We start from the raw sequence: 18,685 nt of genomic DNA on the forward strand, positions 1-18,685 counted from the left end.
AGATCATGACAGAAAAAGAACATACCGTACAACATTACCTTAACCTGGCCAATCGCAGTGGCAGGGGCAAGTTTAAAATCTATATCGGCATGAGTGCCGGTGTAGGAAAGACTTATCGTATGCTGCAGGAAGCGCATGCCATGTTAAGGAACGGCATCAATGTCCAGATAGGGTACGTAGAAACGCATGGCCGTGTGGAAACGCACGCTCTCGTGGAAGGCCTGCCTGCAATTCCACGCAGGCAGGTTTTCTATAAGGGGAAAATGCTCGATGAGATGGATGTCAGCACCATCCTGCTGCTGGCGCCGGAATGGGTAGTAGTAGATGAGCTGGCACATACCAATATTCCCGGCTCCAAAAATGAAAAACGCTGGCAGGATGTACTGGACCTGCTTAACGCCGGTATCAACGTTATCTCTGCTGTCAATATCCAGCATATAGAAAGCATCAACCAGGAGGTTAAATACATTACTGGTGTAGAGGTCCAGGAAAGGGTGCCCGATAGTATGCTGCAGATTGCAGATGAAGTAGTGAATATAGACCTGACCGCCGACGAGCTGATCACCCGCCTTAAAGAAGGTAAGATATACGATCAGTCCAAAGTGGAAACAGCTTTGCGGAACTTCTTCCAGGCCGATAAGATCCTGCAGTTGCGGGAGCTGGCCCTGAAGGAAGTGGCTACTCAGGTGGAACGTAAAGTAGAAACGGAAGTGCCCAGAAGTCAGCAGATGCGTCATGAGAACTTCATGGCCTGTATCTCCACCAATGATGAAGTGGCCCGCAAAGTGATCCGTAAAACCGCAAGGCTGGCCGCCTATTACCATGCCGACTGGTATGTGTTGTATGTGCAAACGCCCCGTGAAAGCGTGGATAAAATACCGCTGGCTGCACAGCGCCACCTGATCAATAACCTCAAACTGGCTACAGAATTAGGCGCGGAAGTTGTGCAGGAACATCATGCCAGCATTTCAGAGGCTATTATCAACGTAGCCCTGGAAAAGCAGATCACTACTGTTTGTATAGGCAAGCCACATATCAGTTTGTTCCGTATCATCTTACGGACCAACCTGTTTAACCAGCTGCTGAAAACCCTTTCTTCCAATGATATAGATCTTATTATCCTGTCATGAGTACACTGAGGTTAAAAACGAAGATTACTTTAGGGGTGCTGTTCCTCTACATTATGCTGCTGATAGTGAGTGTACTGGGATACTACTACCTGAACCGGCTGACAGAAAAAGCCAAAATTATCCTGAAAGATAACTACGAGTCGCTGGAGTACTCTAAAAATATGCTGGTGGCCCTGGAAGAGCTTCCAGTTAACAGGGAACAAGCCTTAAAGCAGTTTGCCACCAACCTCAAACAACAGCAGACCAATGTGACAGAACGGGGAGAACGCGCCGCTACCGCTGATGTGGAGCGGGTATTCAATAAACTGCGGCAGGATTCTGTGCCCAATCCGGCTGATGTTATAGCTCTTAAGAAGAGCATCTACACCATCATGGACCTCAATATGAACGCTATTGTAGGGAAAAATGAACTGGTAAAAAGAACGGCAGACAATGCCCTGCTCTACATCGCCATTATCAGTGGTGTTTGTTTTCTGCTGGGTTTCACCTTTGTATATAATTTCCCCGGTTATATTGCCAACCCCATCCATGCACTGACGGAAGCTATCAAAGGCATTGCTGACAAGCAATACGGCAAACGGTTATATTTCAAATCCGGGGATGAGTTTGGAGAGCTGGCCACCGCCTTTAATACGATGGCTCAGCGGCTGGATGAATATGAGCACAGTAACCTGGCCCGCATCACCTTCGAGAAACAACGCGCCGAAGCGGTGATCAGCAGCCTTAAAGATGCCACCATCGGCTTTGATACCAAAAACACCATTCTGTTTGCCAACGTACAGGCCCTGCAACTGCTGAGTATTCCGGAGAAAGAGCTGGTAGGTCATTCTGCCGATGAAATCGCCAAACGGAATGATCTGTTGCGCTTCCTGATCAACCCACAGGAAAATGTACCTCTCAAAATAGTGGTGGAAGGAAAGGAATGTTTCTTCACCCAGGAAGTGGCAGATATCCGGCATGAAGAAAAGCGTATAGGCTATGTCGTTATCCTTAAAAATATTACCGCCTTTAAAGAACAGGATCTGGCCAAAACACACTTTATCGCTACCATATCACATGAACTGAAAACACCACTGGCTTCTTCCGATTTCAGCATCAAACTGCTGGAAGATGAGCGTACCGGCTCGCTCAAGCCGGAACAGCGGGAGCTGCTGGAAAGTATGAAACAGGACAATCAGCGGATGATCAAGATCGTCAGTGAACTGCTGGACCTGTCGCAGGTGGAAAGCGGCAATATCCAGCTGCAACCGCAGCCGGTTACTGCTTTTAATATCGTGCAGTATGCGCTGGACACTGTACAGAAACAGGCCGCACAGCGGGAAGTCACTATCCGCCAGCATGTGCCGGAGGCTTTGCCCAGGGTGATGGCGGATGTGGAAAAAACAGCCTGGGTGCTGGTCAATCTGTTAACCAACGCAATCCGTTATTCCACCCTGAAATCGGCCATAGACCTGACCGTGGAAAATACCGGGACCAATATGCTTTCTTTTTCCGTGCGTGATTATGGCAAGGGAATCCCCCTGGCTTTCCGCGACAAAATATTTGAACGTTTTTTCCAGGTGCCTGGTATCAAAGGGCATAAGGGTAACGGCCTGGGCCTGGCTATCTCCAAAGAGTTTATAGAGGCGCAGGGCGGTGTAATCGGTGTTTCCAGTGAAGAAGGCAAAGGCAGTCTGTTTTACTTTACATTGCCGGTGGCACAGTAATTACCGGAAGGTGGCGATATGCGCTTCTATGTCTGGTTGGTAACGGGTGAATAATTCTTCAATTCTGGCGGCCTTCCGGGATAGCTCCTCGTAGATAGGGTCGAATACTACGTTCCTGTTGATTTCATGGGCCAGCTGTACGGCCTCGTGCATACAAACATAGCCCAGGTTGCCTTTCAACTGATGGGCGATATTGCCTGCTTCTTTCCAGTTTCTCTCTTCGATATATTGCCGAAGCCGGGTGATATAATCCGGCATGTACAAAACCAGATCTTCCAGGATCATCTTGACTTCATCTTTCGTCATCATCAGGTATATGTCATCGAAGCTGATGGGAGGTATTTTCTTTTGGGGAGGCTGGGGAGATGTTGCTCCGGAGGCAAGAGGCGGGGAATCCGGCTGTGGTGCCGCTGCTGGCGCTGGTTCCGGGCTGGGCACAGGATCAGTGCTGGCATCATCGCCGGCAGAAGCCTGTATTTTTTGGAAAAGTTCTTCCTTCTGAAAGGGCTTGGAGACATAGTCGTTCATGCCGGCCTGCAGGCAGCGTTCCTTTTCTCCGTCCAGGGCGGAGGCGGTAACGGCAATGATGCGGGTGTTAATACCGCTGTTACGGATGGCGCGGGTGGTTTCATAACCATCCATGCCGGGCATTTGAAGATCCATAATAATACAGTTGTAGGATTTAACACTTAATATTTCGAGGGCGGCCATGCCACTGTCGACTACGTCAACGCTGGCACATCCACCTTTTTTCAGGGTATAGTAGGCCACTTGCTGATTGATCCTGTTGTCTTCCACCACCAGGATGGTTTTACCCAGCAGGGGCTGTTTCGGGGTTCCTTCGGCCGGTGCGGCAGACTGCCGCCGGGGAAACGGATCCTTCGTGAAAGGTAATTCAAAATAAAATACGGACCCTTTGCCGGGAGTACTATCTACTTTCAGAATACCATTCTGGAGGTCTATCAGGTGCTGGCAGATGGTGAGTCCCAGCCCGGTACCACCAAAGTGCCGGCTATTGCCCTTATGGCTCTGGGAGAAGCTTTCAAAGATCACTTCTATCTTGTCGGAAGGAATGCCGATACCGCTGTCTTCTACCTTAAAACCAATCCGGATACCGGAGTGGTCTTTATCAACAGACACCAGTGTAACCGTCACCGTTACATGCCCTTTGCTGGTAAATTTGATGGCATTTTCGATCAGGTTGATCAGCACCTGGTTGAGCCGTACTTCATCGCCCAGAAGATCGGCCGGAATATTTTCGTGTATCCGTGCAGAGAAGTTAAGTCCTTTTTCCCGTGCCAGCAGCTGCAGCGGGAATACGGCATTGTTGATCACTTCATGGAGGTTGAACGGCTCGATAGCGAGTTCGAGTTTGCCGGCTTTTATTTTGGAGAAATCGAGTATTTCATTGATGATGACCAGCAGGTTGCTGGCAGATCGTTGAATGGCGGTCACATATTCCTGTTGTACGATAGAAAGGGTGTTCTCCTGCAGCAATAACTGTGTCATCCCAACAATACCGTTCATGGGCGTACGAATTTCGTGGCTCATATTGGCCAGGAAGGTTTCCTGGCTTTTCTGGGCCTCTTCTGCTTTTTTCCGGGCTTCTTTTTCCTGTTGCAGATACAGGGTTTTTTCTGTGAGGTCTTGTCCCAGACAACAGATGCCGATCATTTCATGGTTAGTATTCCGCAAAGGGAATACGGTTAACAGGAAATGATAGGTTTTATCGTTTATCGTCAGGGTTTCTTCCATTTTCTCCCGGATGCCGGTGTTCATCACCTGGCGACAGATTTCGCCATAGCGGCTTACCCAGGGATAGTGGAGGTCTGCATCCGTTTTGCCCACGATATTTTCTTTACGTACCTGCATCACTTCCATGAACCGGTTGTTGACCAGGAGATAGTTGCCTGACATGTCTTTTACAAACATCATGGAGGGCATATAGTCGAGGATAGCCTCCAGTCTTCGTAGCAGGTACTGGATACTTTCGCTTTTCCGGTATTCCTGATCGATATCTTTGACGATGCACTCGAATTCTCTTTTACCATCATCACCGGTGATGATGGAAGCGAGTTGTTCCACCCATTTTTTCTTGCCGGAGCGGGTGATGATTTCCAGCTGTAGCGACGAGTATTCGTCACCGTTGGACAGTTGGTATTTATAGAAGCGCTGCATGCGCTCAAACTCATCATCTTCCAACAACAGGGAGCAATGTTTGCCTGTAAGGGTGGTGTTGGAATACCCGGTAATTTCTTCCGAGCGGGGGCTTACATAGGTGAAGAAACCATTCAGCGAGCATTTGAAGATCATGGGCTCTGCTTCTTCCGCCAGTCGTCTGAAACTTTGTTCGCTTTTCAGCAGCTGGTTGCTCCAGGTTCTTATTCTTATCAGGAGTTTAAAGATATAACGGGATTCACCTACCAGCAGGGTAAGGGTGAGGGTGCTGAGGATGATAGTGAACCAGAAGGAGTAGGTAGTATAGGAAGAGTCTTTATCGATTCTTTGCAGTAGTTCCTTTTGTTCGGTGCGGATATAGCTGGTGATGATCTCCTGGAGGCCGCGGCCTTGCTGGCGGAAGTCGGGGCTGAGAACCATCTGCCTGGCCTCTTCCAAATTTTCGTTTGCGGTGGAGATAATATGATGTTTGGTATGGCGTCGCTGAATCAGTTGTTGTTGTATGGCCTGCAGGCGTTGTTGTTGTGCCGGAGTGTTATGCGGGTTGCCGGTGAGGCGGAGGAGTATACCGAGGATGCTGTCCTGCAGCTGTTGTTCCATCAAATTCGTATGTCCGTTACTGAGAAGGTAGTCTTTGATGCCGGCAGTGCTTCTGTAGTCCAGGGTGCCGATGGCTTTGGCCTGGTTGGTGGTGGTTTGGCTGCTGCGTATCCAGTTGGCGGCGGCATTGGTTCTTTTTTGCACCATGCCGGCATAGAAAATGAAACCGCTGAGTGCCATCAGCACGGCTATCACGAGGGTAATGACGGTAAGTGCGATTTTTCTCATGGAACTTTTGGTTTCACAGACTTGTTATCTCTTTTGGCAGGGGTGATATCCTTATTAAAGGATCGTTTCTGAAATTTAGGATAAATTACCACATTATTGTCGTTCATCTTGTTCATTGACTGGAGAGGGGAACAAGGAAAGAATATGATTGTCTATATGACTTTTTATGTAACTTTCGCCGCGAAAAGGTTATGTTTTGTAATTTTTTAACCAATTCTTTTACAATCATTCCAATATATTTGCCTAATATTCTTTTTCCTAAGTATTAAATATTTTATGAAAAAAATAATTTTTACCCTTGGCCTGATAGCTGTTGCTGTAGGTGTATTTGCACAGGAAGGCGGTTCTCCCATGAACAAGGCGGTTAACAGGGCTACCCATTCCAGGGATTTTCTGATGATTCAGTTATCCTATGATGGTTGGGCTGGCGCGCCTGATAGTATCAAGACGGGTTTTAACAGGGGCTTTAATATTGCGCTGATGTATGATTTTCCGTTCAGTCAGAAATCTCCGCTGAGCCTTGCTGCTGGTTTGGGTATCAGCACCAGCGGCGTGTATCTGAAAGATCATACTTTCGACATTGCAGGAAAAGTGAATCCTAATGTACCTACTTTCCCGGCGAGCAATGCTTATAAAAAATTCAAGGTAGCCACCACTTACCTGGAGCTGCCTATCGAGCTGCGTTACCGCAGTGTACCGGATAATGCCAACAAAGGCTTTAAAGCTGCTTTGGGTATCAAGATAGGTACATTGGTGAATGCACATACGAAGGGTAGAAACACAGCACCTAACGGTTCCAAAAACTGGGATAAAGACCTGAACAAAGGTTTCTTTAACCCCTGGCGTTTTTCGGCTACAGCCCGCGTAGGTTATGGTAACTTTGCCGTATTCGGCTCCTATGCGCTGAACACTATGCTGAAAGATAATAGTGATCTGAGCATCAGACCTTACCAGATAGGTATCTGCCTGAGCGGACTGTAATAAGTCCCCGGTTCAAAAATATAACGGCCATGGTTGTATCAACCATGGCCGTTTTTTATGGGTATTACGGAAGTCAGTTTCCGTTAAACACAGGTTTTCTTTTTTCGATAAAAGCGTTGACACCTTCCCGGTAGTCATTGGAGTTACCTGCTATTTCCTGGCAATAGGCCTCATAGTCGAGGGTGGCGTCCAGGTTTTCCGTCATCCCCTTGGTCAGCATTTTTTTCATCAGGGCGATAGCCTTGGTGGGGGCAGCAGCATAGTAGGCGGCTTCGGCTTCCACGGCTGCATCGAGGGCATCGGGCGCGACTACTTTATTGATCAGTCCCATTTGCAGCGCTTCTGCGGCAGATACTTTAGATGCTTTGGTGGCCAGTTCAAAAGCCCGGTGATAGCCCACCGTGCGGGGCAGAAAATGAGAAGAGCCGGAATCGAGCACCAGGGCGATGTTCACAAAGATCTCTATCATGGTGGCAGTTTCGCTGGCGATGATCATATCACAGGCCAGTGCGAGGGAGCAGCCGGCGCCTGCGGCCACACCATTGAGCCTGCATATAACGGGCTTGGGCATATTACGGATAGCCCGGATGATCGGGTTGTAGCGTTTGTGGAGGGACTCACTGAAATTACGCTTGCCGGATTCCGTCGACGCTTTCAGGTCCTGGCCACTACAGAAGGCTTTTCCAGCGCCGGTGAGTACTACTACCCTTACCGCTGCATCTTTTTCTGCCTGTTTGAGGGCATCCTGGAGTTCGTAACTCAGTTCATCATTAAATGCGTTGTAAACTTCCGGCCGGTTGAGAGTGATGGTGGCTACGCCATTGGCCGTTTCCAGTAGTAAGGAGTTGAACATACACGTGGTTTTAAAAACCGGCATTGCAGTGGTGTGTCTGCAATGCCGGCGAGTTTATTAAAGTGTTTCTTTAAGCCAGGAGAAAAACTCTCTCTGCCATACGATGGCATTTTGTGGTTTCAGCACCCAGTGGTTTTCTTCCGGGAAATACAGCAGTTTGCTCTTGATACCTTTCAGCTGTGCGAGCTGGAAAGCCTGGAGGCCCTGCTCTATCGGCACGCGGAAGTCTATACCACCCTGAACGATCAGGATAGGGGTATTCCACTTATTAGCATATTCGCTTGGATTAAAATGCGTGTAGGTTTTGGCGTTAGCCGGATCCCAGTAAGCACCGAGGTCCCAGTTGGCAAACCACAGTTCTTCGGTGGTGCCATACCAGCTTTTCAGGTCAAACAGACCATCATGCGCGATAAAGGTTTTGAAGCGGTTTTCGTGTATGCCTGCCAGCATGTAAACGGAGTATCCGCCATAGCTGGCACCTACAGCACCCAGACGTTTTTTATCTACATAACTTTCCTTGCTCACATCATCGATAGCGCTCAGGTAGTCGCGGATCGGTTGTCCGCCCCAGTCCTTACTGATAGATGCATTCCATTCCACGCCGTGGCCAGGCATGCCTCTTCTGTTAGGCGCTACCACGATATAACCCTGGGAAGCCATCAGCTGGAAATTCCAGCGGTAGGAATAAAACTGAGAGAGGGCTGACTGCGGGCCACCCTGGCAGTAAAGCAGCGTCGGGTATTTTTTGGCCGGATCGAAGTCAGGAGGGAAAATCACCCAGGTAAGCATCTCTTTACCATCGGTTGTTTTCACCCAGCGTTTTTCCACTTTGCACATACCTATTCTATCATAGGTGGCTTTGTTGACATCTGTGAGTTGCCGGAGGCTACCTTTCTGCAGGTCTACGGCATACAGTTCAGCAGCGTGGTTCATGTCTGTGCGGGAAACCACCAGGGTATTACCGCTCTGAGCTAAGATATCGTGGATGTCAAAGTCGCCGTTGGTGATTTGACGTATATGCTTTTCAGTTGTTTGTGCCGGATCTTTCTGCAGGGTTATTTCCAGCAGTTGCTCGGTGCCTTTCAGTACAGCGAGGAAAAAGATTTTTTTGCTGTCGGTGCTGAAGCGTACAGCGCTGGCGGTGCCATCCCAGCTTTTGGTGAGGTTGGTTTTTACGCCGGTAGCGCGGTCCAGGATGATCACATCGTTTTTATCCGCTTCGAAGCCGTCGTGGGCCATGCTCAGCCAGGTGATATATTTACCGTCGGCACTGAAGGAAGGAGCCATATCATAGCCCATCATGCCTTCGGAGAGGTTGCGCGTGGTTTTGGCAGCGATGTTATATTCGTAGATATCAGTATTGGTGCTGATGGCGTATGCTTTGCCGAATTTTTTCTTGCAAACGTACAGAATGCTTTTGCCATCGGGGCTCCAGATGAAATCTTCCGGGCCGCCGGAAGGGACCTGTGGGCAGTCGTATGGTTCATCTGCCATAATATCCACTGGTTCGCCTATTTCTCCATTGTTATAGGTGGCATAAAAAACATGGGAGAAGTTTCCGTCTTCCCAGGTATCCCAGTGGCGGTAGTTGAGGTTATCGTATATCTGTACATTGGATTTTGGGAGATCAGGATAAAAGTCCTTGCCGGCAACTTTTTTAACTTTCACCTCTCTGGAAAACAGGATATGTTTACCATCGGGGGATATTCTGATGTTCTGCATCTCTTCGCCGGTTGTTTTCTGAACGGCGTTGGAGCCATCGGCGCTCATCTCCCACCATTGGCCTTTCCTGGAAAAACCGATCCTGTTGCCTGGAAGAACGGCTACATCATTTTCGGCGCCTGCAGTGTTGGTGAGTTGTTGAGGGGCACCACCTGCGAGCGGGATGGAATAGAGATTTTTTTCACTTTTGTTGTCAGCTAGGTTTACCTGAGATACACCATAGATAACGGTTTTACCGTCGGCGCTCACGGCTTCCCCACTCACTCTGCCGAGCTTCCATAACAGTTCGGGAGTCATCTTGTCCTGGGCGGTCGCCATAGTTGAAATAAATAGTCCTGTCAGTAATAATGGTTTATACATGATCTGCAAGGTTGTTTTGGATCGCGTAAATGTAACACTGATTCCTGTGATTTCAGTTGATTTTTCCTGATGAAAGGAGAGCGCAGCGGAGATCCGTGAGGGTTATTTTGGGGAATGCCGGATGATGGAGGAATACCGGATATTGTTTGACTCATGGAAAGATGTTACTATGCCTGTGTCTTCTCCGTTAGAAAAATCGGCAGAAATCACAATCATCGTGGTCAAAAACGAGTATTTTTGCAGCAAATTTTGAAACACTTTGATCGAGAAAAAACAAGCGGTCCAAAAAGAAGAAAAGGCGGTTATCGTAGGTGTCATCACGAAAGACCAGACGGAACGGCAGGTACAGGAGTTCCTGGACGAGCTGGTATTTCTGGCTGAGACAGCAGGAGCCACCACTTTGAAACGCTTCACCCAAAAACTGGCCCATCCGGACAGGGCAACCTTTGTGGGTAAAGGGAAACTGGAAGAAATACATCAGTATATCGCCGGTCGTGACGTGTCACTGGTCATCTTTGATGATGAGCTGACAGGTTCTCAGATCGCCAATATAGAAAAGGTACTGAAGGTGAAAGTTATCGACCGCAGTGACCTTATCCTGGACATCTTCGCCCGCAGGGCACGTACAGCTCAGGCGAAAGTACAGGTAGAGCTGGCTCAGTACCAGTATATCCTGCCACGACTGCGTGGTATGTGGAGTCACCTGGAACGTCAGGGCGGTGGTATCGGTAGCAGAGGTCCCGGTGAAACGGAGATCGAGACAGACCGTCGTATCGTAAAAGACAAGATTGCGCTGTTACGTAAAAGACTGGCTGAGATAGACAAACAGTCCCTTACCCAGCGCAAGGAACGGGGTGAATTCATCCGTGTGGCCCTGGTAGGTTATACCAACGTAGGCAAGAGCACCATCATGAACATGCTCAGCAAAAGCGAGGTATTCGCCGAAAACAAACTGTTTGCCACCCTCGACACTACCACCCGTAAGGTGGTGTTTGAGCAAACACCTTTCCTGCTCAGCGATACGGTTGGGTTTATCCGTAAACTGCCCCACCATCTGGTAGAAAGCTTCAAATCCACCCTGGATGAGGTGCGCGAAAGCGATATCCTGCTGCATGTGGTAGATATCTCCCATCCTCAGTACGAGGAACAGATAGAGGTAGTAAACCGTACCCTGCAGGAGCTGAAAGCCTTCGAAAAGCCCACTATCATGGTCTTCAATAAAATGGACCTTTACGAGGCCAATACCTTCGATAAATGGCTGGAAGAAGATATCAAAAAGGATATCCTCGACTCCCTGAAACAAAACTGGGACGTGAAAACCAATGGTAACACCGTGTTTATCGCAGCACTGGAACGACGTAATGTGGAAGAGCTGCGCAAAACCATCATGGATAAAGTAAGCCAACTTTACAAAGAGCGTTATCCCTATAAAACAGAATTTTTCTACTAATGGCCAAGACGTACTCCTGGTATAAACTGGACGAAGGATACCTGCCTGTTGCCGACAATTCTATCAGTGTCCAGGTAGTAAACGGAAAAAAGATCTGCTGTGCCCTTCATCAGGGCCAGTTGTACGCGTTTGCCTATAAATGTCCGCATGCCGGCGGTATCATGGCCGATGGGTTCATTGATGCGGCCGGTAATGTGGTATGTCCGCTGCACCGTTATAAATTCAGTATGAAAAACGGTTATAACTGCAGCGGAGAAGGTTATTACCTCAAAACCTACCCTATCGAGCAACGGGAAGATGGTGCTTATGTGGGTATGGAAAAGAGCGGGTGGCTCTGGTAACTGTGATTGATGTGATGTAGCTGATGGTTACGATCTGTTGATGTTTACTGAATCATATGATTTTTTTGTTAAATAGCCCGAGGTTGGTTTAATCCTCAGGGGATGACAGTAACTTAAGCTCATGTTACCGAAACCTGCAACCGTTCGCCCATTTGCCTTTACAGAGCAGCAGATCTGGCTGTTCATTGTTTTTCTGTTAGTCTTACTGCAGTTCAGTGCACTCCAGGTGCCTATCCTGGAGCCCGATGGCGCCCTCTATGCCGGCATTGCCAAAACCATGGTGCTGAAACATGATTATCTGAACCTCTATGCCGATGGTCATGAATGGCTGGATAAACCCCATTTCCCTTTCTGGATGGCCGCCATCAGTTTTCAGCTGTTCGGTTTTCATACCTGGTCTTATAAGCTGCCTGCTATACTTTTTCTGTTGATGGGTGCCTGGTATACCTACCGTTTTGCAAAAGCACTCTATGGTAATACCACCGCCCGCTGGGCCGTATGTATACTGCTCACGGCCGAACATGTGGTCATCTCCAACAATGATGTAAGAGCTGAGCCCTACCTTACCGGCCTTATCATCGCTGCCGTATATCATTTTTACAGGAGTATTGCCCGATCCTGGTCTTATCACCTGGTGCTGGGGGCTTTGTTTACAGCATGTGCCATCATGACCAAAGGGATCTTTGCCCTGGTGCCCGTAGGGACTGCTATTGGCGGGCATCTGCTGTTTACCCGACAGTGGAAAATCATCTTCAGCTGGCAGTGGGTAGCGGCTTTTGTACTGATCGCGCTCTTCATCACTCCGGAGTTATATGCACTCTATCGTCAGTTTGATCTGCATCCGGAGAAAGTAGTGTTTGGTAAAACAGGTGTATCAGGGTTGCGGTTTTTCTTCTGGGACAGCCAGTTTGGACGTTTTATGAACACCGGTCCTATCAAGGGTGCCGGCGATCCCTTCTTTTTCTTTCATACGTTGTTGTGGGCTTTCCTGCCCTGGCCGGTGATGTTATATGCTGCCGTGATCCTCTTCTTTCGTAAATGGAAACAACAACAGGAATTCTATTGCATCTGTGGTGCGCTGGCGACATTTGCGCTGTTCTCCCTATCGAAGTTCCAGCTGCCGCATTATCTCAATATCATCTTCCCCTTCTTCTCTATCCTTACTGCACAGTACATCCTGTCGCTACACACCGACAAAGGACTACGTTTTTTCCGCAGCACACAATACACGGTCATCATCCTGCTGGCTATCGCCGGTATACTCATAGACCTGCTTTATAAGCCTGCTATGGGTTACGCCTGGCTGATTCCCGCCGCCGCCCTGATCGTGTTATATATGCTGCTGCACTACTGGCTCGATAAAAGCACCAGAGAAGCGGTGTTTTACCGTACCATCGCGATGAGCATACTTCTGAACCTGTATGTGAATACGATCCTCTACCCTGATATGATGCAGTACCAGAGTGGTAGCGAAGCCGCCAGCTACGCCAATACCGCCCTTCCTGGTACACCCATCTCCCTCTATCAAAACAATTCGTATTCTTTTGAATATTATCTCAAAGCCCCGGTAACCCGAACGGATACCGCGACAACAGGTGTTGTCCTTATCTCGCGGGAAAGTCTTCCCAGCCTGCGGGAACAAGGTTACGACTATACCCTGATCCACTCTTTTCCTAACTTTTACGTGAGTAAACTGGACCTGCCTTTTGTTAGAAAAGCGACACGTGCCAGCTCCATCGGAGAAAAAATGTTGGTTAGGGTGAAAAAAGTATTGCCTTAAAACCCTTACTGGTGGCCTGTTTCATGTAGTTTCTAAAAAAAAATTTAAAAAAAGTTGGGATAGGATTTTGCAGAAATAAGAATTTACCTATCTTTGCAATCCCAAATCACACAAACGATACGGGAAACACTCCTCCTTAGCTCAGTTGGTTAGAGCATCTGACTGTTAATCAGAGGGTCGCTGGTTCAAGTCCAGCAGGGGGAGCGAAAGAGAAAAGGCAATCAGGAATGGTTGCCTTTTTTATTTTCCTTAAGGCGGCTTTATAGCGCTATAGTTGTATTGGCACTATCTTCTTTATTTTTCGTTTTTCACTTTCTCCTTTTTCTCTAAAACTTAGTTGGTATTACAGATAATGCGATGGGCTATGATTATTACTGCGCACCATCAACGGATGGGATTTTAGGGGATCAAATATATCAATAGAGGTAAAATAAAACGCTTTCTGCCAACGAAGCAGAAAGCGTTTTATAACGACGTCATCTTTTCATCCACCATTTAATGGCGTGGAGTTACTGTGCCACTATCCATTGGCTACTTAAAAAATGAGCCGGTACATCTGTGTTCTGGGCCGTACCGTTTTGACTCTCCAGATTAATGTAGCCGCTTTTCCATTGGTTTCTCAGCCGGATATAGCCGTCAGTATATTCAAATGCCCAATAGGCACTCGCGTAAGAGATGGGCAGTAGTATGCATTCCACATAGCTATAACCGTGTTCAATGTTCATATACTTCCCGGACGACACATTTCTGATGCGTGTAAATCCATTTATTTTCTCCAGGTTCCATTTATAGCGGTCGTCGGGAGCGGTGCTGCTGTATCTTATTATGCCATTGTCGTCGTAGAGGTAGGCATTGGTCCATCTGTTTTTCAGGCGCACCCATGCAGGCGGTCCTGGATATACTGTGGTAAGCGCTACTTTGTCTTCAGCAGTGAAGGGGCGGTCGGTATTGTTGGAGCAGGCCAGCATCCAGGAGTTAGCGGAAGGGCCGCTTGGCGTGCCGGGGATGTAATCTGCTCCAACGCCTGCCGCGCCTTCATTGCCGCCGATGCCGCAGCTGAAGGCACGGTTCATGTAGTCGGTATGGCGGAAGCCTATTGCATGCCCTATCTCATGCGCTATGGTGGTGATGGCATCTGCGCGCTGGGAGGTGCCGTTGTAGTAATAGGTATTTAACTTAATGGGGCTTGCAGGGTTTCCGCCTGAGGGGAACCCGGCACTGTAACCAAGTACATTGCCTGCCTCATAGAAGGCCAGTATGTTTATCTCAGCTCTGGTGTCGGGGGTGCGGATCAGCCTTATACTGAGGTTGAGCGCATTGTATCTCTCCAGTGCCTTGTCCAGGGCGTCCTGCATATAGGCGTCGAAGGCGGGATCTATATACACATAAATTGTCCTGAGCGGTCCGGGAACAATGTTGCTGCTCTTGTAATGCTCTACTTTCACTTTTGGGTTTACAGGATTGGCTGCCAGTTCATTGATCTGTTCTTCTGTAAGGAAGATATCATATTCTACAAGGTAACCGTCTTTATATTTCTGCAGGCCTTCGCTGGTATGGAAGCCTGCTGCCTGTAGTTTTGAAATGATATTATCTGAGACGTTCCGAGGAGAAGGTGTGTTGTCTTTTTTCTGACAGGCTAACAATAAGATCATTAATAACGATATGAAGTAATAGGCTAATGGTTTCATGAGCTTACAAATTTGGGTTAAGAAAATGTAACATGAGGAATGTAATGGTGGTATGGATTGGAAGATGATGGTTTTAGTATTAGCTGGGTTAATAGGGCTTCTTTGCTGCAATTGATTTTCTGAAAAACAATGGTGTTAACCGGGCTTAAAAGTCATACAGTACTTGTAATGAAGATACAAAATTCTGCGCAGGAAAAGCAAAACTATTTCTTATAAACAGAACGGTCATACGAAATTTTTCATGCATAAATTTACCTTGAATTTCGTTCTTATATTGAATGACGATAACATGCCGTGATCAACAGCACTGATGGAGCGAACCGGCTGCAGTACTGCTGCGCTTTTCAATAGACAATGCACACCGGGTGTGTTAAATATTTACAGGAAACAGGAGATTTGCTATGGCAGGCCTTTCGGGACAATACAAAAAATGTATCTTCCCGATATTTTCCTATAATTTATGAAACGCCTGTTACTGATACTTTGGCTATTAGTCCCTGTAATCCCGACCGTGGCCCAGGGCCATGATTTTGTCCTGAATGAAATCAGACAGAACTCCACCACCCGTAAAATGGGCAGCTTGCTGATTATCTCAGCCGGGCCAATGTCTACCCGCAAGATCGGGCAGGACATGAAATATGCGCTGGATAAGGAGTTTCGTAACAAATCATTTCAGACTTCCGTAGTACATCTTGGAACGTTAGAATACTGCACCGACGAGAATATAGCCAAGGCTTCAGCCATGTTTCCGCATGATGCGGTATTGGTGGTGGCGCCAAAAGAAGTGGAAGACCAGTCGGTGACGAAGAATCCGAATAAGCCGCTGCCAAGAGCGGCCTCCCTGATACTTTTAGGCCCTGTCCTTGCACCCAACCGCTATAGTCGGAAGGAGTTCACCAATCAACTGGAAACGTTTTACCTGCTGGACAAATCAAATCTACAGGAGCCCTTTTGGATTGGTCAATCTAATGTTTCCACCAACCTGGGCTCAGGTAAATACTTTGACTTCCTCGTAAACAATCTCCTGCGCATTTGGAAAGATGAAGGGATTTCTATCGGCGGCTGATAAATTTTATTTGAATTGTAAATACAATTATTAAATTTGCGACCCGGAATAATCTTCCTCCTTAGCTCAGTTGGTTAGAGCATCTGACTGTTAATCAGAGGGTCGCTGGTTCAAGTCCAGCAGGGGGAGCGAAAAAAAAGAAAGGTCTGCAGAAATGCGGACCTTTCTTTTTTTATCCACTTCCCAAGCCTTGCTATTACGGATCAAGTTGAAAACCTGGGGGATTGCAGGATAATTTAATTAGGTTATTTCCCTGTAATCAGGCAACTCCGGTCAGGATTCAGATAATCCAGTTGTTTCTCTTCAAATAATTGTTCTAAAGCTTCACAACCATTTTCAATCTTGTAATCTCTTTCTTCCTTTGTGATTGGAATGAGCCAATAGCAATGAATTTGATGGCCCCCAAAGTTAAAAAGTTCTAAGTCGTCTTCGTCGAGATAAGGCAATGATATGAAAGCATGATCACAGACGGAGCTATCCAGCCACGGCTGACCAACATTAACCGTATGATGGATATTTAAGGGACGACCGGTTCTATGATAGGACGCACAGTATGTCATCAATTCTACCAGCTTATGATCAGCCTTTGGGGAAAGTACAAATAGCTCAATCAGGTTGTCATCCATTCTGTCGGCAGACATCCCTACAGTACAGTAAATAAATGTGTTGTGGCGCTTGTTGGGAGGGATTTCAAGTACATAGAAGTCAGGATGCAGTTTTTCTTTGGGGCCTTTATCAAGTATATTTTTTCTTCCCTCCACACCAAAATAATGTTGGTAGTGTTGCTCAAGCTGATTTATATATTGTCTGGAATCTTGTATCTGCATACGAATTAACAAATAAACGTTTTTATTGGGTGCAATTATATTTAATAATCTTTATAAAAGCCTTTATAAGGAAAGGTTATTCTTTTAGGATCGCAATTCGTAAAGGAATTTTATGAGGACGGGACTTATGAATACAAAATCATCAACAGATAGTTTTGTTCTCAGACAGTGTGTAAAAATAACTTCCCATCGCGGTTAGTATGGCGCATTTTTCCTATAAAATGTCTTGTTCTCCCCCCTTATGATGAAATCTTATCCGTTAATTTTACGAAAAAAGATCATGCGGAAAATTATCGTTACCGAATTCATCACCCTCGATGGCGTAATTGAGGCTCCTGGCGGTGATGAAACCTCTCATCCTCATGGCGGTTGGCAGTTTAAATATAGCAATCAGGATCCGGAAACCGGGAAGTACAAGGTAGATGAGCTTGCTGCTGTGGATGCCTTGCTGTTGGGCAAAAATACATTCGAATTGTTCGCCGGGTATTGGCCTGGGCAGACGGGCGGTGGGTTCGCCGACCGTATTAACCAGCTGCCGAAATATGTTGTATCCCGGAGCCTGCAAAAGGTGGAGTGGAACAATAGTCATATTCTTCGCGACGTGGCTAAAGATATTGCTGCGCTGAAGCATACCGATGGTGGTGATATCCTCGTCTATGGGAGCGCTACCCTCGTTAAGTCACTGCTTCACCACGATCTCGTCGACGAGTTGCGGCTGATGGTATATCCTGTCTCGATCGGCGGCGGGTTACGGCTTTTCGATGACAACCGGGAATTAAAGAAATTCGTGCTGAAACATTCTCGTGCGGTCGATAACGGTGTTCTTATCCTCGAATATCAGCCGATCGGTTGATCCGGAATGCCTACCGCAGGGCTATACAACTGTCTGATTAGGGGAGCGAAAAAAGAAAAGGCAATCAGAAATGATTGCTTTTTTTCATTTAATTTTAAGTCTGACCATGAAGCCCAAAATTATCGCTATCAATCTGGTGTTACTAGCCATCTGGACATATATACTGATGTCCTTTGTTACGATGTATAAAACAGAAGTCTGGTTATTGGACATTAACCCTTTTTACGGCACTACGCTTTGGGTGTTGTATTTTCTGGCACTGTTTTATGCTTATTTTTTTGTCACCAGAAACATCTTCTTAAATCTGTTAATTACCTCTCTCCTTTTTGTGGTATCTTTTTTTATTGCTTTTGAGTCAGTGGAAGTGTTGATGGATTATCTAATAAAAAAGGATAAAGGAAAAACACCATTAGGCTGGACATTTAAATACCGCTTTCTGGATATTGTTATTGTAAATGTATTGCTGTTACGCTCGCTGGAAGTGATACGAAAGGTTATTCCTGCAAAATGGCAGGCAAAATAAAGAAAGTCTGCATAAATTTTTTGAGAAGGCATAAGAAACATGATAAATATTTTTTATCTTCATGCTATTCCCACATTTTTTATTTTTTCCTAAAAATCCCCGTATGAAAAAACAGACACTGAACAACGCCAAAAAAATCACCTTGAAGAAAATGACAGTTGCTCCTTTAAATGCCAGCGCTCAGGCAGCTGTTAAAGGCGGAATTGGCGTAAGCGCGAAATGTGTCACCATTGCTGACATAACCTGTATTGACTGTAATCCTTCATTCTCAGGCTGTCTACCGACATTTACTTGTGAATAATGACAGTCACCTGTTATTAATTCCACAACACTCATTTTCCCCGTACCTGATCCATTTTTCTATGTGAGCAGCTAAGGCATAGCTTTTAGTATGTGCCG

The 18,685-nt window shown here is 46.8% G+C and carries 15 protein-coding genes and 2 tRNA genes; 12 read left to right on the forward strand and 5 right to left on the reverse strand.

From position 1 onward, the window contains the following. The first annotated feature begins 5 nt into the window (after window positions 1-5). A complete protein-coding gene (locus KD145_RS20130) occupies window positions 6-1,130 on the forward strand; it encodes a sensor protein KdpD (protein WP_212001147.1) in 1,125 nt (374 codons plus the stop codon). Further along, on the forward strand, window positions 1,127-2,836 hold the full coding sequence (locus KD145_RS20135; protein WP_212001149.1) for an ATP-binding protein: 1,710 nt from the start codon (window positions 1,127-1,129) through the stop codon (window positions 2,834-2,836). Before KD145_RS20130 ends, KD145_RS20135 begins: the two co-directional genes overlap by 4 nt. Here the strand turns inward: KD145_RS20135 and KD145_RS20140 are convergent, their stop codons facing one another. Beyond that, complete coding sequence (locus KD145_RS20140; protein ID WP_212001152.1) at window positions 2,837-5,842, reverse strand: PAS domain-containing hybrid sensor histidine kinase/response regulator; 3,006 nt, start codon at window positions 5,840-5,842, stop codon at window positions 2,837-2,839. It abuts the gene before it with no gap. A 276-nt stretch (window positions 5,843-6,118) separates the two neighbouring features. Between KD145_RS20140 and KD145_RS20145 the strand changes: the two genes are divergently transcribed. Next, window positions 6,119-6,823, forward strand: a complete 705-nt coding sequence (locus KD145_RS20145) for a porin family protein (RefSeq protein WP_212001154.1) — start codon at window positions 6,119-6,121, stop codon at window positions 6,821-6,823. 73 nt (window positions 6,824-6,896) lie between these two features. Here KD145_RS20145 and KD145_RS20150 read toward each other — a convergent pair whose 3' ends face one another. Together KD145_RS20150 and KD145_RS20155 are read right to left on the reverse strand one after the other, a co-directional pair. Further along, window positions 6,897-7,676, reverse strand: a complete 780-nt coding sequence (locus tag KD145_RS20150) for an enoyl-CoA hydratase-related protein (RefSeq protein ID WP_212001156.1) — start codon at window positions 7,674-7,676, stop codon at window positions 6,897-6,899. A 57-nt stretch (window positions 7,677-7,733) separates the two neighbouring features. Beyond that, window positions 7,734-9,758 carry a S9 family peptidase gene (locus KD145_RS20155; RefSeq protein WP_212001157.1) on the reverse strand — a complete coding sequence of 675 codons (2,025 nt, stop codon included), beginning with the start codon at window positions 9,756-9,758 and terminating at the stop codon, window positions 7,734-7,736. Window positions 9,759-10,017: 259 nt separating this feature from the next. Between KD145_RS20155 and hflX the strand changes: the two genes are divergently transcribed. From hflX to KD145_RS20175, 4 genes are all read left to right on the forward strand, one after another. Next, complete coding sequence (gene hflX / locus KD145_RS20160; RefSeq protein WP_212001161.1) at window positions 10,018-11,208, forward strand: GTPase HflX; 1,191 nt, start codon at window positions 10,018-10,020, stop codon at window positions 11,206-11,208. Next, entirely contained in the window at window positions 11,208-11,549 is a 342-nt protein-coding gene (locus tag KD145_RS20165; protein ID WP_212001162.1) for a Rieske 2Fe-2S domain-containing protein, read from the forward strand. The genes hflX and KD145_RS20165 overlap by 1 nt, the downstream gene beginning before the upstream one ends. A gap of 121 nt (window positions 11,550-11,670) precedes the next feature. Beyond that, entirely contained in the window at window positions 11,671-13,329 is a 1,659-nt protein-coding gene (locus tag KD145_RS20170) for a glycosyltransferase family 39 protein (protein ID WP_249219462.1), read from the forward strand. Window positions 13,330-13,459: 130 nt separating this feature from the next. Beyond that, window positions 13,460-13,533: transfer RNA gene (locus KD145_RS20175), tRNA-Asn, on the forward strand. 305 nt (window positions 13,534-13,838) lie between these two features. Here KD145_RS20175 and KD145_RS20180 read toward each other — a convergent pair. Further along, window positions 13,839-14,981: a M57 family metalloprotease gene (locus KD145_RS20180; RefSeq protein ID WP_212001164.1), complete on the reverse strand. Its 1,143-nt coding sequence runs from the start codon at window positions 14,979-14,981 to the stop codon at window positions 13,839-13,841. A 496-nt stretch (window positions 14,982-15,477) separates the two neighbouring features. Here KD145_RS20180 and KD145_RS20185 point away from each other — a divergent pair, with 496 nt between their 5' ends. Then, a complete protein-coding gene (locus tag KD145_RS20185; RefSeq protein WP_212001165.1) occupies window positions 15,478-16,083 on the forward strand; it encodes a hypothetical protein in 606 nt (201 codons plus the stop codon). A gap of 55 nt (window positions 16,084-16,138) precedes the next feature. Next, window positions 16,139-16,212: transfer RNA gene (locus KD145_RS20190), tRNA-Asn, on the forward strand. A 116-nt stretch (window positions 16,213-16,328) separates the two neighbouring features. On the opposite strand, the gene KD145_RS20195 is transcribed toward KD145_RS20190, so the two are convergent. Then, on the reverse strand, window positions 16,329-16,910 hold the full coding sequence (locus KD145_RS20195; RefSeq protein ID WP_212001167.1) for a suppressor of fused domain protein: 582 nt from the start codon (window positions 16,908-16,910) through the stop codon (window positions 16,329-16,331). A 280-nt stretch (window positions 16,911-17,190) separates the two neighbouring features. On the opposite strand from KD145_RS20195, the gene KD145_RS20200 reads away from it, so the two are divergent. From KD145_RS20200 to KD145_RS20210, 3 genes are all read left to right on the forward strand, one after another. Beyond that, window positions 17,191-17,763: a dihydrofolate reductase family protein gene (locus tag KD145_RS20200; protein ID WP_212001168.1), complete on the forward strand. Its 573-nt coding sequence runs from the start codon at window positions 17,191-17,193 to the stop codon at window positions 17,761-17,763. A 106-nt stretch (window positions 17,764-17,869) separates the two neighbouring features. Continuing rightward, window positions 17,870-18,286, forward strand: coding sequence for a hypothetical protein (locus KD145_RS20205; protein ID WP_212001169.1), 417 nt, complete (start codon window positions 17,870-17,872; stop codon window positions 18,284-18,286). Between the two features lie 103 nt (window positions 18,287-18,389). Beyond that, the gene (locus KD145_RS20210; protein ID WP_212001170.1) at window positions 18,390-18,587 is read left to right on the forward strand and encodes a class I lanthipeptide; all 198 of its coding nucleotides are present in this window, start codon (window positions 18,390-18,392) and stop codon (window positions 18,585-18,587) included. The last annotated feature ends 98 nt before the right edge of the window (window positions 18,588-18,685 follow it).

This window comes from Chitinophaga sp. HK235 (assembly GCF_018255755.1).
Classification (GTDB): domain Bacteria; phylum Bacteroidota; class Bacteroidia; order Chitinophagales; family Chitinophagaceae; genus Chitinophaga.